This window comes from Sphingomonas sp. Root241 (genome assembly GCF_001428865.1).
Classification (GTDB): Bacteria; Pseudomonadota; Alphaproteobacteria; order Sphingomonadales; family Sphingomonadaceae; genus Sphingomonas.
Genome location: NZ_LMIV01000001.1, coordinates 589,013 through 614,743, shown reverse-complemented (window position 1 = coordinate 614,743; position 25,731 = coordinate 589,013). Strand labels below are relative to the sequence as shown.

Here is a 25,731-nt window from a genome sequence, read left to right as displayed (position 1 = left end):
ACGGAGCTATGCCTCGCGTGCACGCGCGCCGCGATAATCGGATCGATTATGGCGTGCGCCGCCCCCGCGCGGCATCTCCGGCACATCCGATCGAAGGACGGCGCGCGATGCAGGTAAACAGAGCAGCCCCCGTTTCCAGCGCGTCGACCTCCCCGTCGACGCCGCCATCGGCGTCGCGCGGCGCCGAGACCTATCGTTCGGATTGGCAGTCGCCGAGTGTCACGCCGGCCCTGCACACGACGCCATCGGCATCCACCTCCCCCCGGGCCGATGGCGTCGACTCCCTCCAGCAGCGCGTCGCGAACGATCGGGGCGCCGTCGTCCCGTTCGCGCCCGGCGCGCGCAACGCTTCCGACGCCCAGCCGGTGCATCTCGCGGCGCTGTCCCCGGTCACCGGCGCTACCGCTCCCTCCGAGCCGCGCCTCGCGGCGAACGATGCGCCCGATCTCGCACAGGTCCACACCAACGCACTGCTCGCCAAGGACGTCTATAACGACGTGCCCAATCCGCCCGCGGGCTATCGCGCCGCCAGCGACGCAGATCTGGCGCGCCTCGGGCTCACGTCGGAGATGCTCGAGCAACCCGGCGAAAGCAGCTTCCGCGCGCGCGTCTATGTCAGCGGCGAGGCCGGGCAGGAACGCTACACCGTCGTCTTCCGCGGCAGCCAGGCCGGCGACGACTGGAAGAGCAACGCCCAGCAGGGCCTAGGCTTCAATTCGACGCATTATGCCAATGCGCTCGAAATCGGGAAGAAGCTCGCGCGCACCGACGCCGACGTGACCCTGGTCGGGCATTCGCTCGGCGGCGGTCTCGCGGCGGAGGCGGCGATCGCCTCGGGCCGTCCCGCCGACACTTTCAATGCCGCCGGCCTGCACCAGAATACGATCGAGAAAGCACGGTCCGTCGCGCAGGCGAACAGCCGCGGCCTCTCGTCGATCAACAATTACCGCGTTCCCGGCGAGATCCTGACCACGCTGCAGGAAGGCGGCGATCGGGCGATCGGCGCCGGGCTCGGCGGCCTGATCGGTGGTGGTGGCGCGATCGTCGGCGCGGCGGTGGTCGATCTGCCTGAAGCCTATGGCGCGCAGCACGATCTGCCCAATGTACGCCCCGAAGGCGCGCATTGGTGGGATTCGATCAATCCGGTCGATCGCCACAGCATGGACTGGGTGCTCGCCGGAACCGCGGCACAAGCCGGCCGCTGAGCGGTTGACGCACTGCTCGCAATAGGCAGAGGGTGCGGCGTGTGCACAGATTCCTCCCGTTCAGCCCCGCGCTCGCGCTCATGACGATGGGCTGCGAAAGCGACGCCCGCGCCGATTGCTTCGCGCAGGGCACCGAACTGCCCACGCGCCGCGACACGCTGACCGACCAGCGTCTAGGCGCCGCGGCGCGCGACTTCGGCGAGGCGTTGTTCGACGGCGATCTCGAGCGTGCAGAACAATTGCTGCGCGGCGATCCGGGGCTCGCGCGTCGCCGCGTGGGAACACATTACGACATGCTCTCAGTCGCGCTCGCGACATGCCGGGTGGATGTCGTCGATCTCGTCATCCGCGGCGGCGCGCCGCTCAACGGAGTCGAGGACAAGGGGCTGCCGCTGCGCATCGCACTACGAGCGAAAGACCCGACATTTGCACATCGCCTGCTCGAAGCGGGGGCGAGTCCAGGTCCGGCGGGCAACCCGGCCGGCCCCCTCCGCACCGCGATCACGCTAAACTCGCTCGGCGCGGTACGGATGCTGCTCGATTTCCGCGCCGACCCGAACGCGATGGAAGCGACCGGCAACCGCCCGCTCCATACCGCGCTCGACATGGAGCATTTTCGCATCGCCGAATTGCTGCTCGATCGCGGTGCTGACCCTTGGGCGATCGACAGCGGCGGCGGCAATCTCGGCAGCGCGGCAACGACGCGGATGCTCACCGAATCCGCGGAAGAGGCCGAGGCGCGGCGTCGATTGGCGGCGCGGCTGAAGAAGCTCGGCTGGCCGGAGCCCGCTCCTTCACCCCGCGAAGTGCGCGAAGCGGCGGCCGGCGGCAACTGGCCACCGGCGGCGGCGCGGGCTGCAGGCGCGCAGCAGGTGCCGCCCGCGGTGTTGGCGCTGATCAAATCAAACGCCGCGGTCGCGCGCTAAGTCCCAAAATCCCCGTTCGTGCTGAGCTTGTCGAAGCACCATCCCTGCTTTTGCGGGCCGTCAGCGAGAGAAGGACCGCCCTTCGACAGGCTCAGGGCGAACGGGCTGGTTAGTGCCTCAGGCGAAAGTCGCCTCGGTCGAGAGGCTGCCCAGCGCGATCCCCGCGCCTTCGAACTGCGCCTCCAGCTCGCGCAAGGTGCCGTCATAAGGTGGCGCGCGATCGCCGAGCAGCAGCGCCACGTCGAGCGTGCCCGCGGCGTTGCGCACCAGCCGAGCCCCGGTGACCGGCCAGGCCCGATCGCCGAATGTCACCAGGACTTCCTTCGCGCCCTTGCCGTTCTCGCGCGTCCAGAGATCGGCGAGCATCTGCGCGAATGCGCCGGGATCGACATGCGCGGCGGCCACCGCCGGCATCGCCAGCGGCTGCGGCTGGGCATGGCCGGCAAAGCCGAACAGACCGTCCTGCCGGTCGTGCGCCTCGCGCTCCTGACGCAGCGCCGTGTCACGCGAATCGCCGAACGCCTCGCGTTGCTGGACGATCGTCTCGCCCCGGCGTTCGGGCTGCACCAGCCCCTTCAGGGATTTATGCTGGACGGTGCCGGCCGGCTGCTCCTTTTCCGGCAATCGTGCCTTGGCCAGCGCCTCTTTCATCGCCCGGATATCGGCGGGCGCGGGCTGGGCGCGGGCCGGCACCGACCCCTGTGCCGGCTGGCGCACCGGCTGCGTGTTCGGGGAGCTGACGCGGGTCATGATCGCCTCCGTGCTTCCATATTGTCGAGCGCAGTGCGCTCTTCCTGCCTTCGGGCCCAGCGCCGCACCGCCTGCCCGGCATGCTCGGCCAGCAGGTCGTGCCGGGCGCGGGCGAGGATCATCGCCTTGCGTCGCTCGGCCTCGGCCTCGACGGAAAGCCGCTCGGCCTCGCGCGCGTCGTTGAGCGCGCTGCGCGCCACCGAGCGCCGGAACTGGCTGCGGTCAACCACCGCGAGCAGCCGCTCGGCCTCGGCCGGATCGGTCGTCAGATCCGCCCGCGCCTGCGCCATCGCGGCGTCCGCCACGTCGGCGGCCGCGTCGGCTTCGGCGCGCTCGCGTTCGGCTGCGGCGGTCGCTGCACGGGCCTCGGCCAGCGCTGCCGCGGCGCTCTGCATCCGTACCTCGCGCAACCGGACCAGGACCTGCGCCTGCCGCCGCTGATCACCGCTGCGCATCAGCCGGCGACTCCGCGCAGCAGCATCAGCGAGGTCTGGAAGTCTTCCGGCCGATCGGTGTCCTGTCGCAGCAGCGTATCGATCTCCGGCCTGGCCGCGATCGCGCGATCGGCAAGCGGATCGGCGCCGGCGCGATACTCGCCGACCTGAACGAGGAATTCGATCTCCGCATGCTTCGCCAGCAACGCCCGCACCCGCGTCGCCGCTTCGCGATGCGCCGGCGTCGCTAGCCGGGGGAACAGGCGGCTGAGGCTAGCGAGCACGTCGATCGCCGGATAATGCCCCGCCGCGCCGAGTTTCCGCGACAGGATCACATGCCCGTCGAGGATGGAGCGCACTTCCTCGCCGATCGGATCGTCGCCTTCCTCGTCCTCGAGCAACACGGTGTAGATCCCCGTGATCGATCCGGTCGCGTCGTTGCCGGCACGCTCGAACAGCCGCGGCAATTCGGCGAAGACCGAAGGCGGAAAACCGCGGCGCACCGGCGGCTCGCCCGCCGCCAGTCCGATCTCGCGGAGCGCGCGGGCGAAGCGCGTGACCGAATCCATCAGCAACAGCACGCTGCGCCCTTCGCTGCGGAAGCCTTCGGCAACTGCGGTCGCGTGATGCGCCGCGCGCACCCGCTCCATCGCCGCACGATCCGACGTCGCGCAGACGATCACCGAACGCGCCAGCCCCGCCTCGCCCAGCGCATCCTCGATGAACTCGCGCACTTCGCGGCCGCGCTCGCCGATCAGCGCGATGACGATCACATCGGCCTCGGCAAAACGCGCGAGCATGCCGAGCAAGGTCGACTTGCCGCCGCCCGCCGCCGCGAACACGCCGAGGCGCTGGCCACGGCCCAGCGTCAGCAGCGTATCGATTGCGCGGACCCCGGTCGGCAGCGGCGCGTCGATCAGCGCGCGCTCCATCGGCTGCGGCGCGGGCGCATGCAGCGGGCGGCGCTTGAGATCGGCGGGAAGCTCGCCCCTGCCGTCGATCGGGCGGCCGCGACCGTCGAGCACCCGGCCGAGCAGCTCCTCACCCCACGGCACGAGATCCGCGCCGCTGCGCACGATCACTTCGGCATCTACCGAAAGGCCGCGCACATCGCCGAGCGGCGTCAGGATCGTCGCCTGCCCCGCGATCCCGACCACCTCGACGGGCACCACCCGGCCGGTCGAAGGCTCGATCACTTCGCAGAAATCGCCGACGCGCGGCGCGATTCCGGTCACCTTGAGCGTCGTGCCGAGCACTTCGACCAGCCGCCCGCGCCGCTCGACCGTCGGGCTGCGCTGGAGCCCGGCGAGCAATTGATCGACGGTGGCGAGAGGACCGTCAGCCATGGAGTGCCTCGCCCCACATCCGCTCGATCTGCGCGAGCTGCGTGTCGAGCCCGGCATGCGTACGGCCGAGCGCGGTCTCGATCACGCAATCCTGGTCCCCGAGCAGCGGATCGGCCTCGACGCTGAGCCCGGCGCGTCCGTTCAGCCGGGCGCGCACCACCTCCGCCGCGGCCGGGGCGACGCGCACCACCGCCCCGCTGTCCGGCACGAGCTGGGCCGCCGCGCGCTCGGCGAGGCCAGCCACCATCACGCCGTCGTCCAATTCGCCGGCGATCCGCCGGACCACTTCGAGCGCGAGCCGCGCAATGTCCTTCTGCCGCTCGCTGTCGCGCATCGCGAGGCGGACAAGTTCAGCCTGTCGTTCAATCTCCCCCGCAGCAAGCCCCTCCTCGCGGCCCGCAGCGAAGCCCTCGGCATGCGCCGCCGCACGCGCGACATCGATCGCTTCTTCCGCGTCCTGCCGCAAATCACCGGCTTCGGCGAGCAAGGCAAGCGCGTCCTGTACCCGGCCGACATCGGCGGCGGGCACCAGGGGATCGTCGGTGAGCGCAGTCGCCAGCCGGTCGGCGTGCAGCACGAGGAAGCTCATGCGCGTGCCGCCTCCACCGCGGCAGTGACGAAGGCGTCGAGCGCATCGCGCGGACAGGACAGCGCTAGATGGTCGGCGCGCCACGGCAGATAGCCGCGCAGCGCCATCGGCAATTGCTCGCGCAGCAACGAGAAGCCGTAAATCTCGAGCTCGCCGGGCTCCAGCCGCCGCGCAGGCGCGGACGGCATTGCAGGAATTGTCTCGATCGCCCAGTCGAGCAGGTCCTCGCCGGCGACTTCGGCCAGCCCGCCCAGCCACGCGCCGTCGATCGAGCCCGCCAGCGCATCGCCCATCCACAGCAAAGCCACCCGCAGCGCGAGCTTGTGCTGCGCCGCTGCCGGCAGCCGCAGCCAATCGGGGGCGTTTGGCAAATCGGTGAAGCACGCTACCGGATCGTCGCAGCCGCTCAGATGCTTCAGCAGCAAGGCCCCCCGACGATATCCCGGCCCGCCTTCGACCGCGACGAGATCGTTGCCGATCGCCGCGAGGGTGGCGCGTTGCTCGAAGGCCCTCATGCGCCGCCCTCCCGCCGCGCCACCGCAGCACGACGCTGCTGCCAGCGCCGCAGGCTCGGATAGCCCAGCGCGGCGATCAGCAGCAGGAGCTCGGCGATCCCGACACCGATCAGATTGGCGTTGAGCATTTCCCCACCGTCCTTGCGCGCGATGGTCGGCAGGGGTTGCGCCGGGAACGTCTCGACCGACACATTTTCGTACTTCAGCCCTTGCACCGAATTGACGACCAGCGCCTTCACCTTGCCGATCTGAGTGTCGATGTTGGTGCCGGGGCGGTATTTGATGAAAACCGATGCCGATGCGGGCTGCCCCGTTTCGGCGAGCGGCTGATTGTCGGGCAGCACGAGATGGACGCGCGCCTGCACCACGCCGTCGATCTCCGAGATGGTGTGCGACAGCTCCTGGCTCATGCCATAGACCAGCCGAGCCTTCTCCTCGGTGGGCGAGGAGACCAGCCCCTCGCGCTTGAACACCGTCCCCAGCGAGGCGAATTCCTCGCGGGGATAGCCCTGCGAATGGAGCACTTCGACCGCGCGGCTGAAATCGCCCTTCTCGGTCTGCAGCGTCCAGCCGTTTTCGCCAGCCTCCTTCTTGGTCGCCTCGATCCCGGCGCTATGGAGCACCGCGATCATCTCGTTGGCCTGCGTCTCGGTGAGCTTCGAATAGAGCTCTGCCCGCCCGCACGCGGCGAGCAGCAGGCAGAGCCCGATCAGAGCCGGGCGCATTTTTCGGGCAAAAATGCCCATGTCAGTTCTCCGCGTGCGGCCGAAACAGATCGGACCTCACGATTGCTGCCGGAACAGCTGCTGGATGCCGTCCGAGGTGCGGTTGGCGATGTTCGAGGTCAGCTGGCAGTGGAACATGAACTCGTGGCACTTCATGGTCAGGTCGACCACTTCGCCCGGAGTCATTTCCGAACCGCTGGCCTGTGCCGACTTGGCATATTCGGACACGCTCTTGGCTTCGCCGTTCACACGCTCGATCTGGCTGAACATCGCCTGCATCGCCGGCCCGAGCGCGTCAGCGCCGCCGACGCCACCATTTCCCATCGCCGACAGCGATCCCTGGAAGCTGGTGATGTCAGCGACCGACGCATTCGGCCCCGCCTGGATGATGTCGGGCGGCGTGGGGGCGAAGGCGGAACTCGCCATGGCCCCCGCAATGGCTTCGATGGACATCGCGGCCCCCGTCAGTTCTTGCGGGCCATCGTCTCGAGCGCCTTGCCGACGCTGTCGATCGAGCTCGACGAACTGTTCGCCATGAACGACATCCGCATCGATTCGGCGGTCAGCTTGGTGATCTGCGAGGGATTGTCGCTGCCGTTATTGCCGACTTCGTTCGACATCGCCTCGATCCGCGTCGCCTGCTTGTCGAGCGTCTGGCCCCAAGAATCCGCCAGTGCTTCGAACCAGGTGCCGGGCGCCGAGCCCTTGTTCATCCGGTTGCCGGTCAACGGCGAGATCGAGATGTTCGTAAGCCCGGTGGTGATCGTATTCGACATGATCCTACTCCTTCACGCTACAGATGGTCAGAACTTCAATTGCGTCTCCCGGCCGTTCTTCTCGAAGAACACCGTGTCTCCCTGGATGGTGATCAGGCGATGCCCGCTCGGCATGATCGCGCCGGAGAAATAGCGCGCGCCGTCGATGGTCTGGATGTACGCCGGGTCGCCCGCGACCACGGTCGAAACCCTCTTCGTCGCGTCGGCGATCGTCCGGATCGGCGTGTCGTCGAGCGGCGGCAAGTCGTCGCGGAAAACCAGCCGGCCCAGTTGCTTGACGTCGGTACGGATCGCCTGCGCAAGCTTGAGCCGCTGATCGCCGTTGAGCCGGGTGATTCGCAGCTCGACACCGGTGCGCGAGATCGGACGGCCGGTTGCCTGAAGCCCGTGAATCCGTGCGACGTCCGCCGCCGCCTGGGCGAGTTCGGCGCTGGTCTGGACGTTGACCGCGGCCTCGATCCCGTGATCGCGCAGCGCCTCCTGCGCCTTCAGCCGCTCGGCATCGTTCGCAACCACGCCGCTGACGATCACGCCACCGGTCGCAGCGTCAGTCGCCGTGGTCAGCGGTGCGAGGCCTGCAGAATCGAGGACATGATCGGCACGCGCCGCCGAATCGCCGCGCAGGCCCAGCGCGTCCATCGTCGGCACCGCGAGCGCCGCGCCGGCCGCCAGCGTCGCCACCGCGCCCACCGCCATCGCCCGTCGCCGCGTGAACCAGCCGCTGACCTGCTCGCCCGCCTTGCCCAGCAGCGCCATCGCCTCGTCCTGCGCCGAAGGCGGCGGCAGCGGCGGCGCGGGCGTGCTACCCGCAATGCCGCTCGCTTCCGCCCAGCGCACGCTTTCGGGATCGCCCCACGCCAGCGCGACTCCGCCGATCGAGAAGGGGACGTAAGCCGGGAGGATCGCAGTCTGCCCCTCGCCCACATGCGAGCCGAGCAGCAGCGCCTCCCCGGTCAGCACCGTGATCTGCGCTCCGCCCTCGCCATCGACCTGCAGGTCGACGGCAATGCCCTTGGTCGCAGGATCGCGGATGACGACATCCTGCCAGAACTGATGGCCGATCGACACGGTTCCGCTCGCCGGCAGCTGCTTCTCGGTACCGGCGAGCCGGCCGTTGAGCACGCGAAGAACGGAAGCGTCGGTCATTGCGTCAGGTTTCCGCTGGACGGGACCGGGATCTTCGCCGGCGGCTGGTTGGCCGCGGGCGGCGGCGCGCCGGGCGCCATCGCAGTCGCGCGCGAGGCGAGCGGCACGAGCCGCGGTGTGATCAGGAACAGCCGCTCGGTATGCCCGCGCTGCTTGGTGCGGAACTTGAACAATTCGCCCAGCAGCGGGATGTCGCCGAGCAGCGGCACCTTGGTCTCGTCGTTGATGTCGGCGTCGATGGTCATGCCGCCGAGCAACAGGCTCTCGCCGTCGAGCACCATGCCCTGCGTCGCGACGCTGGCGCGGTCGACCACCGGAATCCCTTCCACCGCCGAATCGGGGCTGATGCTGCCGTCCTCGATATTGACCAGCATGCGGATCCGCGTCTGGTCGTGATCGCGGAAGACATGTGGGTTGACCCGCAACACGGTGCCGGCGGTCACGTTGAAGAGGTCGACTTCCTCGCGCCCGGCAACCTTGACGTAGAAAGTGCGCGTGCGGTCGAACACCGCCTCGACATTGGACAACGTCATCACCTGCGGTCGCGAGACGATCCGCGCCGCGCCCTTGTTCTCGAGCGCAGTCACGCGGCCGAGGAACTCGCGCTGGCTGCCGATGATCGTCGAGATCGTCCCGCCCTGCCCCACCGGCGTGATATTGCTGACATTGTCGCGCCGGCTCATGCCCGGAATCCGCTGCAACCGGTTGTCGCTATCGGCATTGCCGCTGCCGAACAGGGCGCCGAACCCACCGCTGCCGAAGCGCCAGTTGATGCCGAGCCTGCGCAGCTTGTCGACATTGATGTCGATGATCGTCGCCTCGAGTTCGACGATCTGCGGCTCGACGTCGAGCGCGCGGATCAGCGAGTCATAGGCCGCCATCCGCTCGGGCACATCGCGCACGACGATCGCGTTGAGATAGGCGCTCGGCTCGATCCGGACGACGTCCTGCGAGAGCGGCGCGGCGAGGCCCATGCCGTCGCCACCGCCCAGCACTTCGGTCGCGGCATAATTGCCGCCGCCGATCGGCGTTTGCGACGCATCGGGCGGAACTGCGTCGAGCCCCTGTCCCTTGAGCCGCGGCTGGCTCTGCCGGACGAGGCGCGCCCCGAGCGACGGCACGATCGCACTGCCGCCGGGCTTCTGATCGAGCACGAGGTTCTGGAGGATCGAAGCCAGCCCGGGCACCCGGGTCTCGCGACCGCCGGCAGTGATCAGCGTATCCTCGGCGCGGGCGTAGCGCAGATAGAAGACGCGGAACTCGATCGGCTGGCTGATCGGCCCGCGCGGCGCGTCGTAATAGCCGCCGCGTCCGCCGCCATAAGCGCCGCCGGGTGCGGCCGGCGCGCCGTCGGTAAGCGCCCCGTCGCCCCGCGCCATTCCGGCAACCTGCTCGATGAAGCGCGGCGTTCCGCTGACGACGAGGCCGTCGGTGGTGATGCGCAGCAGATTGCGCTGGTCGGGCAGCCGCTGCGCCCGCGCCTGGCGCGCGACGCGTTCGGCGGAGGCGCGGTCGAGCGGCAGATTCTGCACGCCGAGCTCGGTGGGCGCGTACACATAGATCGCCGCGCCGTCATAATAAGAGATCAGATTGAAGGCCTTGGCGATGTCGCCATAGATCTTCTCGACGCTCCCCTGGAACACGCCGTTGACCGTGCCGGTCAGCTTTGCGCTAGGCACCACCGGGCGCCCCACCTTCCCGAACAGATCGCGCAGGAACGCAGCGATCGGCTGGTCGCGCGCGACGATCGAAACCTGGTTGCGAGTCTGCGCCGGCGGCGTCTGTGCATTGGCCGCCAGCGGCACCGGCAGAGCGGCAGCAAAGGCCAACAGCATCGACGGGTTCTTATAAAGCTTCAAACAGCCCTCCGTTGTCATTCCGCCGCCAGCGCGGCCTGCGTCTCTTCCGCCAAAGCCCCTGGCGGAAGACCGATCTGACCGACCATTTCGACGGAAATGGTCGGCGAGAGTTCATTGAAGGCGAGCACCGGCAGCTCGAACAGATCGGGTTCGATCAGCTTGCGGATCGAACGCCGCACCTCGAAAGATGTGACCAGCGCATTGGCGCCGGTTTCCGCCGCGGTGCGGCCGATCGTCGCCACCAATTCGCGTGCCACCTCGGGTTTCACTGCAAGCCGCTCGACGCCGTCGACCATGCGCGTGGCCTCGCGCACCAAAGTCTCGAGCTCCGGCGTCACTACGAGTGCGCGGATGCCCGCACCCTGCGCGACCGCGTCGAGCAGATAGCGCTTGAGCGAGATGCGCGTGAGATCGGCGATCCGCGCGATCTCGCGTTCCTGATTGGCCGCGTCGGTGAGGCCTTCGAGCACATCGCGCATGTTGCGCAGCGGCACCTCTTCCTCCGCCAGCCGGCGCAACACATCGGCGATGCGTGCGGCAGGGACGGCGCGCACCGCTTCCTTGACCACTTCGGGATAATCGTCGCCGACGCGGTTGAGCAGCCCCACCGCCTCCTGCACGCCGAGGAAGCGCGGCAGGTTGCGGCGGATCAGTGCCTCGACTTCGCGGACCAGTGTCTCGACGTCGCTTCCCTCGCCGGCACCGACCGAAAGCTCGAAAGCGAGCAATCGCCACGCGCGCGGACCTTCCGGCGCGAGAAAATGGATCGCCAGCCGCGGCAAAGGCACGCCGCTGCGATATTGCAGCCGTTCGAGCATCGCAGTGAGGCCGGCGGAAAGCGCCGCCTCCTCGTCGACCGGCGGCTGCGGCCCCGAGATTTGGAGCAGCAGCGGCACCACGGCCTTGGGCGCCTCGGGCTCGGCGAGCAACGTCACCGGCCGCGGCGCCTCACGCCCGCCGGTGAGCAGTTTGCGCATCGGCCCCGAGTGGCGAACCATATGCGGCTTCAAGCGCGGGTGCATCGCCGCACCCGAGAACATCGACAGGAAGCCGAGACCAATGAACACCGCGGCGGGGAAGCCGGGGATCAGCGCCATCAGGAAGCAGATCCCGCCGACCGCGAGCAGCACGCGCGGATTGGCGACGAGCTGGCGGTGCATCGCCTGGCCGAGGTTGGAATCGGTCTCCTCGTCGGTCGAGCGGGTGACCATCAGGCCCGCCGCCATCGCGCCGAGCAAAGCCGGGATCTGCGCGACCAGCCCCTCGCCGATCGTCAGGATCGAATATTTTGAGGTCGCCGCGCCGATCTCCATGCCCTGCTGCATCACGCCGATGGCGAGGCCGCCGATCAGGTTGACGATGACGATGACGACCGAGGCGATCGCGTCGCCCTTCACGAACTTCATCGCACCATCGAGGCTGCCGTGGAGCTTGCTCTCGAGCTCGAGCGTGCGGCGGCGGCGGCGCGCCTCGTCCTTGTCGATCAGCCCGGAGCGAAGGTCGCTGTCGATCGACAATTGCTTGCCCGGCATCGAATCAAGGCTGAACCGTGCCGCGACTTCGGCGACGCGCTCGGCGCCCTTGGCGATGACGATGAACTGGACGATCGTGATGATCAGAAACACGACGAGTCCGACGACGATGTTACCGCCCGCCACCATCGTGCCGAAGGTCTGGATGATGTGCCCGGCATGTCCCTCGACGAGGATCATCCGCGTCGTCGCGATCGACAGCGCCAGCCGGAACAACGTCGAGATCAGCAGGATCGAAGGGAAGGACGAGAAGTCGAGCGGCCCGCGGATGTATAGGGTGGTCAGCAGCAGCATCACGCCGAAGGTGATGTTCACGCCCACCAGCATGTCGATCATCAGTGTCGGCAGCGGCAGGATCATCAGCCCCACGATCGCCACCACGCCGACGATCAGGAACAGGTCCGCGATGCGCGCCGAGAGCGGCAGCGGCTTGGCTGCGTTGCTGCTGGCGAGATACCGCTCGACGCTCACGGTCTCAGCGCGCCCTGCCGAACTGCGCGGCCTGATACCGGCCCACGACCTTTTTCACATAGGCCTGCGTTTCGCGATAGCGCGGCACCTTGCGGCCCGCCTTGATCACCGCGCCGGGCCCGGCGTTGTAGGCGGCGACCACCAAAGGCACGTTGTTGCCGAGCTGGCCTTGCAGCTGCTTGAGATACTTCGCGCCGGTGTGCATCGCCAGCACAGGATCGTCGAGCAGCGCATTCGGGTTGCGGACGCCGAGGCCGCGTGCAGTGGCCGGCATCACTTGCATCAGCCCCAGCGCCCCCTTGTTCGACACTGCGCGCTGGCGGCCGGCGGACTCGGCGTTGACCATCGAGGCGAGCAGATGCGGATTGATGCGATAGCGATAAGCGACCGAGGTGATCAGCGCGTCGTTGGCGCCGCCGCCGCGAGTACGCACCGCGCGCGTCGCCAAAGCGAGCCGCTTCTGGAACCCCGGCATGCTCACGCTCACCGAACTGCGTTCCGGAAGAACGACCGTTTCGGGCTGGGCAGGCGGAGCCTCGGCAGCCGTCTGGCCGCAGAAACGCAGTGCTTCGGTATATCGCGTGCCGATCGCCGCAGCGTCGCAAGTGCCCGCTTGTGCGGGAATTGCCGCCACGGCCGCACCCCCGAACGCGACGAGCTTCAACGCGAAGCCGAGCGACGAGGCAAAGCCTGAAAAGCGCATACACGATCCTCCCTGCAAGCCCATGAGGGGCTTTGCTGACGATCGTTTGGCTCGCATTTGGGTCCTGCGATCCGGACCTTGATCCGGCTAGTAAAGGCTACGCCGATCAGTTGGTCCCGGACAGCCCCCGGTTTCGTCAAGTCATCGCGGATTTTGCCCGATCCATCCCGGACAAATGGCGCTTCATCGCGTCCTCACCGTTCGTATCGACTGCGAAACGGTCGGCAGAATGCCGTCCTAATCTAAGTGATTCGAGGCGGTTTAATTACCACTTTACTTCGCTTTAGTGACGACTCTGCACATAGCGCACCAGTTGACCCTCGCGCCCGCTTTTGGGAAACAGGCGTTAGTTTGGCACGCAACAGGGTCCTGCGCTCCAACCATGAAGCATAGCTGCCGCGCCTCTTCCGGCGTGGTCTGCGAACGCATCCGGCGCTCTCCTCTCGTCCGTCGTTCGGGCGGGGCTCGAGTATGGCTGGAGGCGCGATTGGCCGAGAAGAACGAAGGCGGCGACAAGACCGAAAAGCCGACGCCCAAGCGGCTGGCCGACGCGCGCAAGAAAGGCGACATCGCCAAGTCGCGCGACATCACCGCGACCGCGACTCTGTTCGTCTGGCTGCTCGTCCTGCTGTTCGGCGCAGGCTATGCCGGAAACCAGGTCATCGCATTGTTCGACGAAGGCTTCGTGCTGATCGGCGGCAACACGCCCTTCCACACCGCTTTGTCGCAGCTTGGCTGGGGCGCGATCTGGGCATTGCTCGGTATCACCGCCGTCGCGCTGATTCCTGCCGCAGTCACCGGCGTGATGAGCGAATTCCTCCAGGCCGGCGGCGTGTTCACCACCGAGAAGATGAAGCCCACCCTCGACAAGATGAACCCGGTCGAGGGTTTCAAACGGATGTTCAGCGTCGACAATCTCGTCGAGCTGGCCAAGACGCTCGCCAAGGCCGCGCTGATCGTGTTCGTCGTCTGGCTGGTGCTGCGCGGCTCGCTCGCCGAGATCATCGAGCGCACCGGCCCGACCTTGCTGCCGGTGGCCGACACCGACGGGCGCGCCGCGGCCGCTTCGATCCTGGTCTTCACCGGCTCGCTGGTGCGCACCGCCCTCCTCTGGACCTTCGGCGTCTTCCTGCTCGTCGCGGTGCTCGACATGGCATGGCAGAAGCACAGCTACATCAAGAAGCTCCGCATGAGCATGCGCGACATCCGCGAGGAGTCGAAGGAGAATGAAGGCAACCCGCTGATCAAGTCGAGCCGACGCCAGCTCCACGAGGAATGGGCCAACCAGAACGCCGTCGGCGCGACGCGCGACGCCAATGTCCTCGTCGTCAATCCGACCCACATCGCCATCGCGCTTGCCTATGACGAAGCGACCTGCCCGGTCCCGATGATGACCGCCAAGGGCGAAGGCCCGCTCGCCGCGGCGATGCGCGCCGCTGCGGAGGAAGCCGGCATCCCGATCATCCGCCACGTCCAGGTCGCGCGGAAACTCTATGAGGACGGCGCGCCGGACGATCTCATCCCGCGCGACATGTTCGACGCGATTGCCCAGATCATCCTGTGGGCGAAGCGCGTCCGCGAGGGCCAGCCCGCCCCCGATCTCACCGAACCCGAACTGACAAAACACGAACCGATGGGGTCGCATTGATGGATTCGACGATCGGCGCTGCGCTTTCCGGACTTCTCGGCACGATCATCGCGCTTGCGGTGGTGCTCGGGCTGGCATGGGTCAGCCTGCGCGCGCTCCGGCGCTGGCAGGACCGCGGGCTCGGCGGCCGCGACGGCACGGCCGAGCGCCAGATCCGCTTCGTCCGCGCGCTTCCCGTCGGCCAGCGCGAACGGCTGGTGCTGGTCGAGGCCGAGGGCGAACTGATGCTGGTCGGAGTCACGTCGGGATCGATCTCGCTGTTGCGCAACTGGGGCGCGACGAAGGGCGCCGAAGCTGTGCCGTCGCCCGCGTCGGAGACGATCCAGTGAACGCGCAGCCCGAACCGCTCCGCAATAATCTGCGCGCGATCGACCAGAATCGCGCGCAGTTGCAAACCACGCTGATCGGCGCGCTCAACCGCCGGCTCATCGACGAACTCCAGACCGGTGCCCGCATCGCCACCGAGCGCGACCGGCGCGCGGCGATCGCATGGATCCAGTTCCGCAGCGGCGAGCATCTCGTCCAGATCGCGCCCTTGCTGGTCGACGGCGCGCTCGCTCGTGTTTCGGGCGCGCAAGGCAGCGTCGATGCCGCCGCCGCCGCCGCGACTCTCGGGCGCATCGAGCCGCTGGTCGGTGCGCTGGAGCTGGTGCTCGGCTGCGAACTCCAGCCCGCGGGGCTGCACAAGAGCTATGCCGGCGATCCGGTCTTGCTGCGGCTCGACGCGACGACCGGCAGCGGCGCCATCCAGCATCGCCTGCTGCTCGCGGTCCCGCCCGAGATGGCGGTCGAACCGCTCGCCGAGATCGAGCTCGCCGCCACGGCGATCGGCGGGCTCAGGCTGCGCTGGACTGCGCGGTTCGACGGTCCCGCCGTCCCCGCCGCGCGCGTGGCGGCGATCGCACCCGGCGATCTGCTGCTGCTCGGAACCGGTGCACCGGTCGCGAAGTTGTCATTGCCGGGCCGCAACGATGCGCCACGCGCACGCATTGCTTTCAATAACGGGGTGCTGGTTTTGCAGGATGATGCCGCAATGGACGGATCGCAGGAGGCGTCCACGCTTGCTCCGGCGGACGGCGAAACCGGCTGGGCCGATGTCCGGATCCCGACCACGATCGAGATCATCGGCTCGGGCATGACCGCCGCCGAGCTGGCGACGCTCGGCAAGGGCAGCGTGCTCCCCTTACCTGCCAATGGCGGAACGCTGCCGGTGCGCGTGATCGCGGGCGAACAATGCGTCGCCGAGGGCGAACTGGTCGCGGTCGGTGAAGGCTTCGGCGTACTGATCACCGGAGTCACTGCCGACGGGGAAGCGTGATGGAACTCTCGAGCTTCACGCCCGGCTCGGCGCTCGTCGTCGTCGTCGCGCTGGCGCTGGCGCCCTTCTTCGCGGTGATGGTGACGTCCTTCACCAAGATCGTCGTCACGCTGAGCCTGCTCCGCAACGCGCTGGGCCTCCAGCAGGTGCCGCCCAACATCGTCCTCAATGGCCTCGCGCTGATCCTGACGCTCTACGTCATGTATCCGGTCGGCCAGCAGATGCAGGACGCCATTGCCGCGCGGCAGGTCCAGGGCAGCGTGATGCAGTCCACCGCATCGATCTCGACTGCGATCGACGCCGGCAAGGAGCCGCTGCGCGAGTTCCTGATCAAGCACAGCGACCCCAACGAACGCACCTTCTTCCTGCGCACCGCACAGCGCGTCGGCAATCCCGAGCACGCGAAGGAGATGACCGATCGCGACCTGATCATCGTCATCCCTGCCTTCGTGGTGAAAGAGCTGAGCCTGGCGTTCCAGATCGGCTTCCTGATCTTCCTGCCCTTCCTCGTCATCGATCTCGTAATCTCGAACATCCTGCTCGCGATGGGGATGATGATGCTCTCGCCCACCACGATATCCCTGCCGTTCAAGCTCTTGCTGTTCGTGCTGGTCGACGGCTGGGTGAAGCTCAGCCACGGGCTGGTGCTGTCCTATGCCTGAGGAAGCCCCATGAACGGCGACTTCATCAGCCTCACCAACGACGCGCTGTGGCTCGTGCTGATCCTGTCGGCGCCGCCGATCATCGTCGCCTCGGTCGCGGGGCTGCTCGTTGCGATCATCCAGGCGGCGACGCAGATCCAGGAACAGACGCTGCAATATACCGCCAAGTTCTTCGCGATCGTGCTGACCCTGTTCGTGACCGCGTCGCTGATCGGCGCGTCGCTCTATCGCTATAGCGACCGCATCTTCAGCGAATTCCCGGCGATGATCCGGCGGTGACCGGCTGGAGCGATCCGATGCTCCTGCTCGGCGTGGCGACCGCGCGGATCGCGGTCGCCTTCATGCTGATGCCGATCTTCTCGCCCGATCTGATCCCGGCGATGGTGCGCAATTCGATCCTCGTCTCGCTGGGCATCGTTTCGCTGACGCTCCAGCCGACGCTCGACGTGTCGATGATGGGCCCGGGCCAATGGGGCGCGATGTTCGCCAAGGAAGTGTTCGTCGGCCTGGTCATCGGCTTCTTCTTCGGCTCGGTGCTCTGGGCGCTGGAGGCCGCCGGACAGATCATCGACACCAAGGTCGGCGCGACCATGGCGCAGATCGTCGATCCGCTCTCGGGCCACCAGACCTCACTCAACGGCGCGTTCCTCGGCCGGCTCGCCGGGATCGTCTTCATCTTCTCGGGCGGCCTGTCGCTGCTCGTCCATGTGCTGATGGAGAGCTATGCATTGTGGCCGGTCGCAGCGCCGATGCCGACGCTCGACGCGCGCGGACTGGGACTGTTCGAAGCCGAGTTCGGCCGGCTGATGGTCCTCGCCACCCTGTTCGCGGCGCCGGTCCTGACCGTCCTGTTCCTGATCGATGTCGGACTGGGACTGATCAACCGCTTCGCCCAACAGCTCAACGTCTTCACTTTGTCGATGTCGATCAAGGCATTCGCCGCCACTGCGATCATCCTGCTGCTGATCGGCTCGTTCATCGAGGCGATCACCCGCGACATCCTCAGCCGCCCGGACCTGATCCTCAACATCCTGCGCGGGCTGGTCCATTGAACGCCGCCCCCGCCCCCGCCCCCGCCCCGATGACCGAGGACGAGCGCCTAGCCGCGATCGCCGAATTGCTGCGCAAGGCCGATGCGATGCCCGGCGCGCCCGAACGCGTCGCGCTGGGCGAGCACATGATCGAGGCGGCGCGCGTGCCGAAGCGCCACCGCGAAGCTTTGTTGCGGCTCACTCCCACCGAGATCACCTGCATCCGCTTCCTCGGCTGGGGCCGCTCGAACGGCGACATCGCCACGCTGCTGCTGATGGCAGAGAATACCGTGCGCGTTCACTTGTCGAACGTCGCACGCAAGCTCGAGCTCGACGGAATGCGCGAACTGGCGGCGCTGGCGGGCCTGCTTTTCTACCCTTCGGACTGAACCCTAATCGGATCGACTAGCCGTCCCTAGTCGTTTCGCGGAGAGCAACGCCCGAGGAAAAATGCTGAAAGGTGATGGTCGATCAGGAGCATCGGCACCTGACCATCCGGCGGCCACGCCGCCCTCGTGAAGGAGTAATGCGATGTTTGGTGGCATTATGAGCAGCGTTGTGAACCCGACCAACCTGGCGATGCTGGCGATGGGCCCGGGCGGCTGGGCGGCGATGGCAGCGCGCACGCTGATGTCGGCCGTCGGCCAGCAGGTCATCCAGCAGCTCGGCGAAAAGCTGGGCCTGCCCCAGTCGACGATCGACCTCGCGCAGGGCGCCTTCTGCGCCTCGATGGGCGACACCCGCGGCGCGACGCGCAATATCGGCGAAGTGGTCTCGGGCATCGCAGATCGCACGGGGGCCAGCCCGTTCGAGGCCGCCTCGGCGGAACGCGAACTCGGCGACATCATGGATAAGATGTCGACCAGCCTCGCCGAGAGCCGCGAAGCCAAGGAAGCCCGTGCGAGCGGCGGCGGCAAGAGCTGGCTGATGGCGATCGCCGAAGCGCTCGGCCGCACTTCGGACAAGCTCGCCAAGGAAATGGACGACATGAGCAAGACCCTCGGCGAAGGCGAGAACAAGTCGTCGCAGAACCTCAAGTTCGGCGCCAAGTCGCAGGAGTTCAGCCAGTTCTTCAGCTCGGCCAACACCGTGATCAAGACGCTGGGCGAAGCGCTTTCGCAGGGTGCGCGCAAGCAGTAATCCGCGCACTCATCACACTCTCTCACCCCGGGGTTCCGAGCCCCGGGGTGAGTATCTGTTTTGGGAGATTGTCGATGCGATTCCGGAACCGCCAAAGCCGCCTCGCCGCGCTTGTCCTGCTGCTCACCGGGCTCGCCGCCCCGGCCGCGGCACAAGAATTCAGCGCGATGGATATGACCGGAATGGGCATCTACGCGATGGAAGACAGCGTGATGGATGCGGCCGGGGAAAGCGTATCGAACAACCGGCGCGGTCATGCGCGACAGGTTGTGCCGGCGCCGGCGGTCCGACTGACCTACACGCCGTCGATGGAGCGGCGACGCGCCAATTTCGCTCAGTTCGTCGCCAAGTCGCGCAAGAAGGATCCGAAGGGCGCGGCGATGCTCGAAAAGGAGCTCGCCTCCTCCGACGTGATCGCCAAGATGGGCCGCGAGCTCTCCGCCTTCGGGATGCGCACCGACAATGTCGGCGACGCCTATGCGGCGTGGTGGCTCAATGCCTGGCTCGCGTCGCGCCAGCGTACCGATACGCCGTCCGCCCGACAGATCGCAGCGGTTCGCGAACAGGCCGCGCGGGCGATGAAGTCGGTACCCGAAATGGCCAACGCCAGCGACGCGGTGAAACAGGAGATGGCTGAGGCCAATTTGGTCCAGGCGGCGCTGATCGGCGCCTATATGGAGCATGCCAAGGGCAATCCGGCGCTGTTTCGTCAGGTCGCCGCAGCGGTCCGCAAGGGCGCGCGTGCTTCGGGGCTCAACCTCGACGCGATGGAGCTCACCGATGACGGTTTCGTGCCGGGCGGCGTCGGCGCTGTCGAAGACGAATCGGACAAGCAGGTCGCGAGTACCCCGAAAGACAAGCCGCAGCTGGCGGCGGCGCGTGAGAAGGGCGGCAACGACACGATCGTTTACGCCGTCGGCGCTGCCGCAGCCGCGGGACTGATCGGCGGCGTCTGGCTGACGCGGGGACGGCGGCCCGATGTCGACCGGCAGGGATAGTCGTTGCGATTATGGCGCGCGGCACCTCCGCAGACCACATGAGCAGGGAAGATGGAGGCAATTATGTCGATCGAGATCGGCGCGCGAATTCCGGGGACCAATGTCGGTATCGACGTGACGCTGGCTTCGCGTTCGCAGCAGAAGAACGACATGGCGGTGGAGAGCCAGCACGAAGCTGGCGACGTAGTGCGCGATGCGAACCGCACCTCGCCGCTGGCCCAGGCCGGCCCGCTCGAACGATTGCTCGACACGCCCTCCCCGCTCGACCGGCTTTCGGAGGCGAGGAAGTGACATGCCGCCGGCCCGGCCGGACGCACATGGGAACAGGAACATGACCAGCATCGACCGTATCTCCGGGCTCTCGCCCCTCTCCCCCGCCGGCAACGCGTCCACCGACGCCCGCGGTGCGGCGATCGAGACGATGGGGGAGATCGGCCACCGCGTCCTCGCCTGGGTCGACGCCGCCAGCCGCGGCAACGGTAGCGGCGCGCAGGCGTGGAGCCAGACCGCCGGCAACCGCAGCGGCTTCGCGCCCGACATGGGCGAGCTCGCCCGGCGCGGGGACGTTTACGGTTTGGGCGACCTCACCCGCGATCTCTCGGCGCACTTCGGCGGCAGCCCCGCGCAGGAAGGCGAACTGCGCCGCGCGCTCGACGACTTCACGCGTCAGGCAGTGGTCCAGATCGCCGGCCTGTCCGGCGCGAGCGGCGACCAGCAGATCGGCGGCGTCCGTGCGGCACTCGACAGCGCTTCGCACGCCGACGCGCCCGGCGGTCTCGACGGCGTGATCGCACGCTTCGAAGCGGCTACCGCCGATCTCTCCGCGCAAAACCGCAGTTGAGGCGGAACCCGACGCGGTTTCGCGCGTGCTAGCGCCGTACACTCCCGCCCTTGAGAGGTCCTCGATGCCCAGGCCGTTGATGCTGCTCGCCGCTCCCTTGTTGTTGCCGGCGGGCGGGGCGGCGCATGCCGCCGACCAGAAGGCAGTGGTCGTCTCCGCCGGCAGCGAGCAGGCGGTCAAGCTCGGCAAGACCGTGATCTCTCGCCCGTTCGGCGCCGAGCTGGTCGACCATCTGGCCGTCGTCGGCAGCTACACGGTGCAAGGCGCCCAACTGCACCTGATCCGGGGAAAAGCCGGCGCGGAATGCCCAGCGCGCTACGCCGTGATCGTGACGCGCGCCGGCCAGGAGCCTTTGGTCACCGAAGCCTTCGGGACCTGCAGCACGGCCGCGAAGCCCCAGCTGCGGCGCGGCGTGTTCACCGTTGCCATGCCCGCCACCGCAGCGGGCGGCCCGCTCGTCCAGTTCCGCTACGCCAATGGCCGCATGCACCGTCCCGTCGCCGCGCTCACCCAGGGCGCGGGCAAGATCGGTCCTGCGACCCCGGCAACGACCTCAGCATGCAGGTCGGCCAATTCCGTAAACGCGGCGGACCAGGCGGCTGCGCTCGACGCATTCGAGCGTGACTGGCCAAAGGCGTATCGCCGCACGGGATCACTCAAGAAGGTCACGTTCGGCCAAGGCGAGATGCGGCGGCTGACCACCGATCTCGCCTGCATGGCGAGTTGGCCGGCCGGCGAGCGCCGCGTGCCCGAGCTCGCGACCCCGTTGTTCCGCAGCAGGCAGCATCGCGCCGCAGCCTTTGCCGCGCTCGAATCGATCCAGCGCGATCCCAATGCCGACGCCAACCTGAAGGCAGTGGCGCGCAGCTTCTCCGCCGAGATGCGCTACCGCGTCGCGCTCGATCCTCCGCTGCTCTAAGCGTTCCGATTAGCGACCTGCCGGATTCGCTCGGCTATCAGGCTGAAACTCAATCGGTTCTGGCGGAGCAAGGCCATGACGGGCGTCTCTTCGGTTCAGCAGACTCAGACGAATTCCTCCACCGGTAGCGGCGGTGACAGCAGCTATTTCGTCAAGACGGGCGACACGCTGAGCGCGATCGCGCGCGACAAAGGCGTCTCGCTCGACGCACTGATCCGCGCCAATCCGCAGATCCTCCATCCCGATCTGATCCGCCCCGGCCAGCATGTGAACATCCCGGCCGGCGGCGGCGCGAGCGAGGCACCGCGCGAATACACGATCCAGCCCGGCGACACACTCTCCGCCATCGCCGAACGCTTCGGCACGACGTGGCAGGCGCTGGCGCAGGCCAACAACATCGCCAATCCGAACCTGATCTTCCCCGATCGGATGCTGACCATCCCGAACGGCACCGGCGGCACCGGCGCGGTCGAGGGCGGATCCCCGGTCGGCGGGACCACCGGCAGCGGATCGAGCGACGTCGCGGCGATCGCCGAGAAATATCTCGGCCAGAACGCCTCTTCGCTCAAGGTCAACCGCAACGACAATCTGCCGATGAACGCCGGCGTGCCCTCGGACGTATGCTGCGCCAACTTCGTGTCGGCGGTGCTGACCGAGGCGGGCAAGCTCCCGGCCAATCTCCACACCGATTCGGTTGCCCAGCTCAACACCACCTTGCGCAGTCGCGGCTGGACGCCGGTCCCCGCATCCGAGGCGAAGCCGGGCGACGTGGTGATCATCCAGGGCGGCGGCGTCTCGCATACCGAGATCGTCTCGGGCCCCGGCCAGATGATCGGATCGAACAACGTCAACGCCGACGGCAGCCAGAAGATCTCGCACAACAATCTCAGCTGGGCGCTGAGCCATGGCGGCGTGATCCTGCGCGCGCCAGGCGGCAATGATGGCGGCGCGACCACGGGCACGCAGAGCACCGGCTCGGTCGTTCCCACCGGTCAGGGCGGCCAGCAGGCGCGGATCGATCAGGCGATCAGCTATTTCGAGAGCCAGGGCTGGAGCCGCGCACAGGCGATCGGCATCGTCGCCAATCTCGACGCCGAGAGCAACATGGAGCCCGGCATCCGCCAGATCGGCGGCGGGCCAGGCTACGGCCTCGCGCAATGGGAAGGGCCGCGCCAGCGCGATTTCGCCGCCTGGGCCGGCCACGACATCCACGGCACCTCGTTCGCCGAGCAACTCCGCTTCGTGCAGTACGAGTTGACTCACAGCGAAGCCGGCGCGGGCCGGGCGCTGCGCGGCGCCACCGATGCGCGTTCGGCCGCGGAGATCGTCACGCGGCTCTACGAGCGGCCTGCGGACACCGCAGGCGAGGCGGCACGCCGCGGCGATCGCGCCGCCGCGATGGCGCGCTGATCCGGGAACGGTCGGCGTCGCGCCGCGTTCGACGGGCCATGCGAATCATCACCCCGATCGCGCTCGCCGCCGCGACTCTCCTTCCCGGTTCGGTGGGCGCGCAGGGTGCGGCGTCACGCGAAACCGTGCGCTGCTCGTTCAACGACGGGCCCGAGCGCGCCTGCGTCTTCACCGACCAGGCAAGCCGAAACGGCGCCCACCGCATGACCTTCACCGGCCCCGGGATCCGCGTGACCTTCGTCGGCCGCGCGAACAGCGGCTGGTGGTCCGGCCAGCTCAACGGCAAACCGGCAATGGGGTTCGAGCGCAACCGCGGCAACACCGTGTTCAGCACCACCGATCTCGGCACGCGCTTCGCCTGGTGGTACGCGCGGAACGCGCACGGGAGCTATTGAGCGAAGAGTTTGGCGGGCGCGCCATAGCGCTTCGACCAGTCTTCCCACGCGACGTCGCTCGGCCCGATTGCCTTGGCCACGACCTGCCAGCCGCGCGCATCGTGGCGCAGCAATGCGGCGTAGGTGCGCGAGACCATGCCCTGTTGGGCGGCGTCGGCCAGCGGCGTTCCATGATAATCGAAAGGCCTGCCGTCGGAATCCTGCAGCGTCGCCAACAGGAACGCCGAGTCGCCGTCGCGGTGGAGCTGATCGACGCGGAATTTCGGCGCCTTGCCGAGCTCCGCCTGAACGGGCGCCCGCGCCGCTTCGAGCAAGGCGGCGCGCGCATTCTGATCGATCATCGCATGGGGCCCCGCAAAACCGATCGATGCCGCAATGAGGATCGTCTGCAACATGCCGGTTACTCATATCACCAGCGTCACAACGGAAGGCAGGTCCGCACGGTTCCGGCACGCCGGCTAGTCGGTTCGAGTATGGCGGCGCGGCGCCCGAACCTTATCCTCGATGGCGGATCCGAGGAGCGTAGACCATGTTGATTGCAGATGCAGGCGGTGGCGGTTCGGTCACCAACACGGCGCCTCCGGCGTGCGTGGTCAGCGACTCCAAGGTCAAGGGTGCAGTCGAGCAGACCGTCGCGGCCACTCAGTTCGGCCAGCAGACCGATGGCGCCCAGGCGGCCTACCAGATCCAGCAGACCCTCGCGCGCAACGACCTGACGCAGGACCAGAAGGACGAATATCTCGCCGCGATCGTGCAGATGGCCGGGGGGCAATCGACCTTTTGCGGCTCGGTCGACGAACGCACCTCGGACAAATTGCTCCACGGGCTGAACGATATCGGCACCGCCTGGACCGACCCCGCCACTCCCGAACTCCGCGATCAGGTGACCGACGGCATCGCCCGCGGCGTGGCCGTCGGACGGCTCGATGCCGACGATCTCTACGGGATCGTATCGGAACCCGGCAGCGCCGGCACGCGCCAGTTGCTCACCGACGTGCGCGACGGCACCGCCCTCGCCTCGGTCGCCAACCGGCTGGTCGACGACGCCCGGGCCCAAGGCTACGACATCAACGATCACCAGACCGGACCCCAGACGCTCACCGCCGCCGCCGACATCGCCAACATGGCGGCGGCCGGAGGCAATCGCTCCGCCGCCAATGCCGTGCTCGCGGAGATCACGCGCGTCGAGGCGAAGGGCCCCGTCGCCGGCAAGGACATGACGCTCACCCAGGCGATGATGGCCACCACGGTGGGCGGCGGCCAATGGAACAACCTCTACGCGCGCGACGGCTTCCACGCGCTCTCGGGCCTGCTCAATTCCACCACGCAGAACGCCGCGAACCAGCCCGCGCAGGACAAATTGTTCGCCGATCTCGTGCGCTCCGGCGGCGAAGGCTATGTCGGCGGCCTCGAGGAGGGCGGCGATCGCAAGCCCGCGCTCGATCAGCTCGGCACTTATTTCGATCGCAATGTCGCCCGCCTCGTCGAGACCGACTGGCGGATGGACAATACCGGCGACCTCCATCACGGCCTGACCCAGGATTTCATGCGCAACGTCATGCTCGATCCCGATTACGGCCGCGCCGAACAGTCGCAGGAGGCGCTCAGCAACGAGATGACGCGCCTCGCGGTGCAGATCGACAACAAGAACCTGTCGCCCGACCAGCGCGAGGTCGCCGCCAGCACGCTCGGCGCGATCATGGGGTCGCTCGAGCAGGCCGGCGCCGACTATATCGCCAATGCCGAGGGCAAGGCCGAGGCGAAGGTCGCCTTCGTCCGCCAGTTCACCGACGTGGTCACCGACAAGTTGATCGGCAAGCTGGCGGAGAAAATCCCCGCCGGCCAGATCCAGGATGGCGCGACCACGGCGGGCGGCAACTTCGTCGATCAGCTGTGGCAGAAACTCGTCGATCACGAGCGCCAGGCCGCCGAGGGCCATGTCGACGAGAAGACGGGCGGCGTGCTCGATCTCGCCCAGGCGATCCGCACCACCATGGCGACCGGCGACGCGAACCTGCTCAACGCCTTCGACCTCCGCGTCGATCTCTATCACGACGGGTGATCCGCGCCGGCGAGCATGGCACGGCTGGATCGCCCGCGGCCCCGTGGAAAGCGGAGTCAACCGACATCCAACCACAAGGTTGGCAAATGCGCCGGACGCGGGCGGAATCCAACCTTTTGGTTGGCTCGGAAAATGGCGGATTTGCGCGGGTCTTGCCCGATGTGGAGACGGACGCGGGCAAACTTGCTTGACGCGTTTTGCGCTGTTCGTGTCAAGCGACAAGGCGGATCGGGGAGTGGCGGCGTGGAGGTTCTGTGGTTCGTCCATCTGCGAACGAAAGCAGAACAAATCCTACATTGCCAGCGAAGTTTCGAGGTGCGGCGGGAGGCC

30 protein-coding genes are annotated in these 25,731 nt (G+C 67.7%); 17 read left to right on the top strand and 13 right to left on the bottom strand.

Translation table 11 applies throughout. From position 1 onward, the window contains the following. The first annotated feature begins 8 nt into the window (after positions 1 to 8). Together ASE13_RS03040 and ASE13_RS03035 are read left to right on the top strand one after the other, a co-directional pair. Positions 9 to 1,205: a hypothetical protein gene (locus ASE13_RS03040; protein ID WP_235536821.1), complete on the top strand. Its 1,197-nt coding sequence runs from the start codon at positions 9 to 11 to the stop codon at positions 1,203 to 1,205. Positions 1,206 to 1,246: 41 nt separating this feature from the next. Continuing rightward, positions 1,247 to 2,131, top strand: coding sequence for an ankyrin repeat domain-containing protein (locus ASE13_RS03035; RefSeq protein WP_156404708.1), 885 nt, complete (start codon positions 1,247 to 1,249; stop codon positions 2,129 to 2,131). 117 nt (positions 2,132 to 2,248) lie between these two features. Here ASE13_RS03035 and ASE13_RS03030 read toward each other — a convergent pair whose 3' ends face one another. From ASE13_RS03030 to ASE13_RS02975, 12 genes are read right to left on the bottom strand one after another with little or no spacing between them, the layout of a single operon-like run. Continuing rightward, positions 2,249 to 2,881 carry a hypothetical protein gene (locus ASE13_RS03030; protein WP_056611247.1) on the bottom strand — a complete coding sequence of 211 codons (633 nt, stop codon included), beginning with the start codon at positions 2,879 to 2,881 and terminating at the stop codon, positions 2,249 to 2,251. Next, positions 2,878 to 3,336 carry a hypothetical protein gene (locus ASE13_RS03025; RefSeq protein ID WP_056611244.1) on the bottom strand — a complete coding sequence of 153 codons (459 nt, stop codon included), beginning with the start codon at positions 3,334 to 3,336 and terminating at the stop codon, positions 2,878 to 2,880. Before ASE13_RS03025 ends, ASE13_RS03030 begins: the two co-directional genes overlap by 4 nt. Beyond that, entirely contained in the window at positions 3,336 to 4,661 is a 1,326-nt protein-coding gene (locus tag ASE13_RS03020) for a FliI/YscN family ATPase (RefSeq protein ID WP_056611241.1), read from the bottom strand. Before ASE13_RS03020 ends, ASE13_RS03025 begins: the two co-directional genes overlap by 1 nt. Next, entirely contained in the window at positions 4,654 to 5,250 is a 597-nt protein-coding gene (locus tag ASE13_RS03015) for a FliH/SctL family protein (protein WP_056611238.1), read from the bottom strand. Before ASE13_RS03015 ends, ASE13_RS03020 begins: the two co-directional genes overlap by 8 nt. Next, positions 5,247 to 5,765: a hypothetical protein gene (locus ASE13_RS03010; protein WP_056611235.1), complete on the bottom strand. Its 519-nt coding sequence runs from the start codon at positions 5,763 to 5,765 to the stop codon at positions 5,247 to 5,249. Before ASE13_RS03010 ends, ASE13_RS03015 begins: the two co-directional genes overlap by 4 nt. Continuing rightward, on the bottom strand, positions 5,762 to 6,490 hold the full coding sequence (sctJ, locus tag ASE13_RS03005; protein ID WP_056611231.1) for a type III secretion system inner membrane ring lipoprotein SctJ: 729 nt from the start codon (positions 6,488 to 6,490) through the stop codon (positions 5,762 to 5,764). Before sctJ ends, ASE13_RS03010 begins: the two co-directional genes overlap by 4 nt. 57 nt (positions 6,491 to 6,547) lie before the next feature. Continuing rightward, positions 6,548 to 6,943 (bottom strand): hypothetical protein, encoded by a 396-nt coding sequence (locus tag ASE13_RS03000; RefSeq protein ID WP_235536820.1) that lies wholly within the window; start codon positions 6,941 to 6,943, stop codon positions 6,548 to 6,550. Between the two features lie 11 nt (positions 6,944 to 6,954). Further along, a complete protein-coding gene (locus tag ASE13_RS02995) occupies positions 6,955 to 7,266 on the bottom strand; it encodes a hypothetical protein (RefSeq protein WP_056611226.1) in 312 nt (103 codons plus the stop codon). Between the two features lie 27 nt (positions 7,267 to 7,293). Then, positions 7,294 to 8,412 carry a hypothetical protein gene (locus ASE13_RS02990; RefSeq protein WP_056611224.1) on the bottom strand — a complete coding sequence of 373 codons (1,119 nt, stop codon included), beginning with the start codon at positions 8,410 to 8,412 and terminating at the stop codon, positions 7,294 to 7,296. Next, positions 8,409 to 10,271: a type III secretion system outer membrane ring subunit SctC gene (gene sctC / locus ASE13_RS02985; protein WP_162254661.1), complete on the bottom strand. Its 1,863-nt coding sequence runs from the start codon at positions 10,269 to 10,271 to the stop codon at positions 8,409 to 8,411. The genes ASE13_RS02990 and sctC overlap by 4 nt, the downstream gene beginning before the upstream one ends. Before the next feature lie 14 nt (positions 10,272 to 10,285). Beyond that, positions 10,286 to 12,274: a flagellar biosynthesis protein FlhA gene (locus tag ASE13_RS02980; RefSeq protein ID WP_056611216.1), complete on the bottom strand. Its 1,989-nt coding sequence runs from the start codon at positions 12,272 to 12,274 to the stop codon at positions 10,286 to 10,288. A 4-nt stretch (positions 12,275 to 12,278) separates the two neighbouring features. Beyond that, a complete protein-coding gene (locus ASE13_RS02975; RefSeq protein WP_056611213.1) occupies positions 12,279 to 12,977 on the bottom strand; it encodes a lytic transglycosylase domain-containing protein in 699 nt (232 codons plus the stop codon). A 487-nt stretch (positions 12,978 to 13,464) separates the two neighbouring features. Here ASE13_RS02975 and ASE13_RS02970 point away from each other — a divergent pair, with 487 nt between their 5' ends. From ASE13_RS02970 to ASE13_RS02905, 14 genes are all read left to right on the top strand, one after another. Beyond that, positions 13,465 to 14,625, top strand: coding sequence for a flagellar biosynthesis protein FlhB (locus tag ASE13_RS02970; protein WP_056611210.1), 1,161 nt, complete (start codon positions 13,465 to 13,467; stop codon positions 14,623 to 14,625). Next, a complete protein-coding gene (gene fliO, locus ASE13_RS02965; RefSeq protein WP_056611207.1) occupies positions 14,625 to 14,954 on the top strand; it encodes a flagellar biosynthetic protein FliO in 330 nt (109 codons plus the stop codon). The genes ASE13_RS02970 and fliO overlap by 1 nt, the downstream gene beginning before the upstream one ends. Beyond that, on the top strand, positions 14,951 to 15,943 hold the full coding sequence (locus ASE13_RS02960) for a FliM/FliN family flagellar motor switch protein (RefSeq protein ID WP_056611205.1): 993 nt from the start codon (positions 14,951 to 14,953) through the stop codon (positions 15,941 to 15,943). The genes fliO and ASE13_RS02960 overlap by 4 nt, the downstream gene beginning before the upstream one ends. Next, on the top strand, positions 15,943 to 16,605 hold the full coding sequence (gene sctR, locus ASE13_RS02955; protein ID WP_056611202.1) for a type III secretion system export apparatus subunit SctR: 663 nt from the start codon (positions 15,943 to 15,945) through the stop codon (positions 16,603 to 16,605). Before ASE13_RS02960 ends, sctR begins: the two co-directional genes overlap by 1 nt. A gap of 9 nt (positions 16,606 to 16,614) precedes the next feature. After that, the gene (gene sctS / locus ASE13_RS02950; protein WP_056611199.1) at positions 16,615 to 16,884 is read left to right on the top strand and encodes a type III secretion system export apparatus subunit SctS; all 270 of its coding nucleotides are present in this window, start codon (positions 16,615 to 16,617) and stop codon (positions 16,882 to 16,884) included. Beyond that, on the top strand, positions 16,881 to 17,657 hold the full coding sequence (gene sctT / locus ASE13_RS02945) for a type III secretion system export apparatus subunit SctT (protein ID WP_235536819.1): 777 nt from the start codon (positions 16,881 to 16,883) through the stop codon (positions 17,655 to 17,657). The genes sctS and sctT overlap by 4 nt, the downstream gene beginning before the upstream one ends. Before the next feature lie 29 nt (positions 17,658 to 17,686). Beyond that, on the top strand, positions 17,687 to 18,025 hold the full coding sequence (locus ASE13_RS02940; RefSeq protein ID WP_029727311.1) for a helix-turn-helix domain-containing protein: 339 nt from the start codon (positions 17,687 to 17,689) through the stop codon (positions 18,023 to 18,025). 142 nt (positions 18,026 to 18,167) lie between these two features. After that, complete coding sequence (locus ASE13_RS02935; RefSeq protein WP_156404706.1) at positions 18,168 to 18,776, top strand: hypothetical protein; 609 nt, start codon at positions 18,168 to 18,170, stop codon at positions 18,774 to 18,776. A gap of 74 nt (positions 18,777 to 18,850) precedes the next feature. After that, a complete protein-coding gene (locus ASE13_RS02930) occupies positions 18,851 to 19,774 on the top strand; it encodes a DUF6683 family protein (protein ID WP_056611194.1) in 924 nt (307 codons plus the stop codon). A 63-nt stretch (positions 19,775 to 19,837) separates the two neighbouring features. Further along, positions 19,838 to 20,065 (top strand): hypothetical protein, encoded by a 228-nt coding sequence (locus ASE13_RS02925; protein WP_056611191.1) that lies wholly within the window; start codon positions 19,838 to 19,840, stop codon positions 20,063 to 20,065. Between the two features lie 40 nt (positions 20,066 to 20,105). After that, entirely contained in the window at positions 20,106 to 20,615 is a 510-nt protein-coding gene (locus ASE13_RS02920) for a hypothetical protein (RefSeq protein WP_156404705.1), read from the top strand. A 64-nt stretch (positions 20,616 to 20,679) separates the two neighbouring features. Then, a complete protein-coding gene (locus tag ASE13_RS02915; protein WP_156404704.1) occupies positions 20,680 to 21,534 on the top strand; it encodes a hypothetical protein in 855 nt (284 codons plus the stop codon). A gap of 75 nt (positions 21,535 to 21,609) precedes the next feature. Beyond that, positions 21,610 to 22,944, top strand: a complete 1,335-nt coding sequence (locus ASE13_RS02910) for a phage tail tip lysozyme (protein ID WP_056611184.1) — start codon at positions 21,610 to 21,612, stop codon at positions 22,942 to 22,944. A 38-nt stretch (positions 22,945 to 22,982) separates the two neighbouring features. Continuing rightward, positions 22,983 to 23,339: a hypothetical protein gene (locus tag ASE13_RS02905; protein ID WP_056611181.1), complete on the top strand. Its 357-nt coding sequence runs from the start codon at positions 22,983 to 22,985 to the stop codon at positions 23,337 to 23,339. Here the strand turns inward: ASE13_RS02905 and ASE13_RS02900 are convergent. After that, on the bottom strand, positions 23,333 to 23,734 hold the full coding sequence (locus tag ASE13_RS02900; RefSeq protein WP_056611177.1) for a hypothetical protein: 402 nt from the start codon (positions 23,732 to 23,734) through the stop codon (positions 23,333 to 23,335). The genes ASE13_RS02905 and ASE13_RS02900 overlap by 7 nt on opposite strands. A 134-nt stretch (positions 23,735 to 23,868) precedes the next feature. Here ASE13_RS02900 and ASE13_RS02895 point away from each other — a divergent pair, with 134 nt between their 5' ends. Beyond that, positions 23,869 to 25,401, top strand: a complete 1,533-nt coding sequence (locus ASE13_RS02895) for a hypothetical protein (protein WP_056611174.1) — start codon at positions 23,869 to 23,871, stop codon at positions 25,399 to 25,401. Positions 25,402 to 25,731: the final 330 nt, after the last annotated feature.

Bases quoted from the DNA above. Each gene is read 5' to 3' on its own strand.
- ASE13_RS03040 (WP_235536821.1), top strand. From the start codon at position 9: ATGCCTCGCGTGCACGCGCGCCGCGATAATCGGATCGATTATGGCGTG.
- ASE13_RS03030 (WP_056611247.1), bottom strand. From the start codon at position 2,881: ATGACCCGCGTCAGCTCCCCGAACACGCAGCCGGTGCGCCAGCCGGCA.
- ASE13_RS03025 (WP_056611244.1), bottom strand. From the start codon at position 3,336: ATGCGCAGCGGTGATCAGCGGCGGCAGGCGCAGGTCCTGGTCCGGTTG.
- ASE13_RS03020 (WP_056611241.1), bottom strand. From the start codon at position 4,661: ATGGCTGACGGTCCTCTCGCCACCGTCGATCAATTGCTCGCCGGGCTC.
- ASE13_RS03015 (WP_056611238.1), bottom strand. From the start codon at position 5,250: ATGAGCTTCCTCGTGCTGCACGCCGACCGGCTGGCGACTGCGCTCACC.
- ASE13_RS03010 (WP_056611235.1), bottom strand. From the start codon at position 5,765: ATGAGGGCCTTCGAGCAACGCGCCACCCTCGCGGCGATCGGCAACGAT.
- sctJ (WP_056611231.1), bottom strand. From the start codon at position 6,490: ATGCGCCCGGCTCTGATCGGGCTCTGCCTGCTGCTCGCCGCGTGCGGG.
- ASE13_RS03000 (WP_235536820.1), bottom strand. From the start codon at position 6,943: ATGTCCATCGAAGCCATTGCGGGGGCCATGGCGAGTTCCGCCTTCGCC.
- ASE13_RS02995 (WP_056611226.1), bottom strand. From the start codon at position 7,266: ATGTCGAATACGATCACCACCGGGCTTACGAACATCTCGATCTCGCCG.
- ASE13_RS02990 (WP_056611224.1), bottom strand. From the start codon at position 8,412: ATGACCGACGCTTCCGTTCTTCGCGTGCTCAACGGCCGGCTCGCCGGT.
- ASE13_RS02975 (WP_056611213.1), bottom strand. From the start codon at position 12,977: ATGCGCTTTTCAGGCTTTGCCTCGTCGCTCGGCTTCGCGTTGAAGCTC.
- fliO (WP_056611207.1), top strand. From the start codon at position 14,625: ATGGATTCGACGATCGGCGCTGCGCTTTCCGGACTTCTCGGCACGATC.
- sctR (WP_056611202.1), top strand. From the start codon at position 15,943: ATGGAACTCTCGAGCTTCACGCCCGGCTCGGCGCTCGTCGTCGTCGTC.
- sctS (WP_056611199.1), top strand. From the start codon at position 16,615: ATGAACGGCGACTTCATCAGCCTCACCAACGACGCGCTGTGGCTCGTG.
- ASE13_RS02940 (WP_029727311.1), top strand. From the start codon at position 17,687: ATGACCGAGGACGAGCGCCTAGCCGCGATCGCCGAATTGCTGCGCAAG.
- ASE13_RS02935 (WP_156404706.1), top strand. From the start codon at position 18,168: ATGTTTGGTGGCATTATGAGCAGCGTTGTGAACCCGACCAACCTGGCG.
- ASE13_RS02930 (WP_056611194.1), top strand. From the start codon at position 18,851: ATGCGATTCCGGAACCGCCAAAGCCGCCTCGCCGCGCTTGTCCTGCTG.
- ASE13_RS02925 (WP_056611191.1), top strand. From the start codon at position 19,838: ATGTCGATCGAGATCGGCGCGCGAATTCCGGGGACCAATGTCGGTATC.
- ASE13_RS02920 (WP_156404705.1), top strand. From the start codon at position 20,106: ATGACCAGCATCGACCGTATCTCCGGGCTCTCGCCCCTCTCCCCCGCC.
- ASE13_RS02915 (WP_156404704.1), top strand. From the start codon at position 20,680: ATGCCCAGGCCGTTGATGCTGCTCGCCGCTCCCTTGTTGTTGCCGGCG.
- ASE13_RS02910 (WP_056611184.1), top strand. From the start codon at position 21,610: ATGACGGGCGTCTCTTCGGTTCAGCAGACTCAGACGAATTCCTCCACC.
- ASE13_RS02905 (WP_056611181.1), top strand. From the start codon at position 22,983: ATGCGAATCATCACCCCGATCGCGCTCGCCGCCGCGACTCTCCTTCCC.
- ASE13_RS02900 (WP_056611177.1), bottom strand. From the start codon at position 23,734: ATGTTGCAGACGATCCTCATTGCGGCATCGATCGGTTTTGCGGGGCCC.
- ASE13_RS02895 (WP_056611174.1), top strand. From the start codon at position 23,869: ATGTTGATTGCAGATGCAGGCGGTGGCGGTTCGGTCACCAACACGGCG.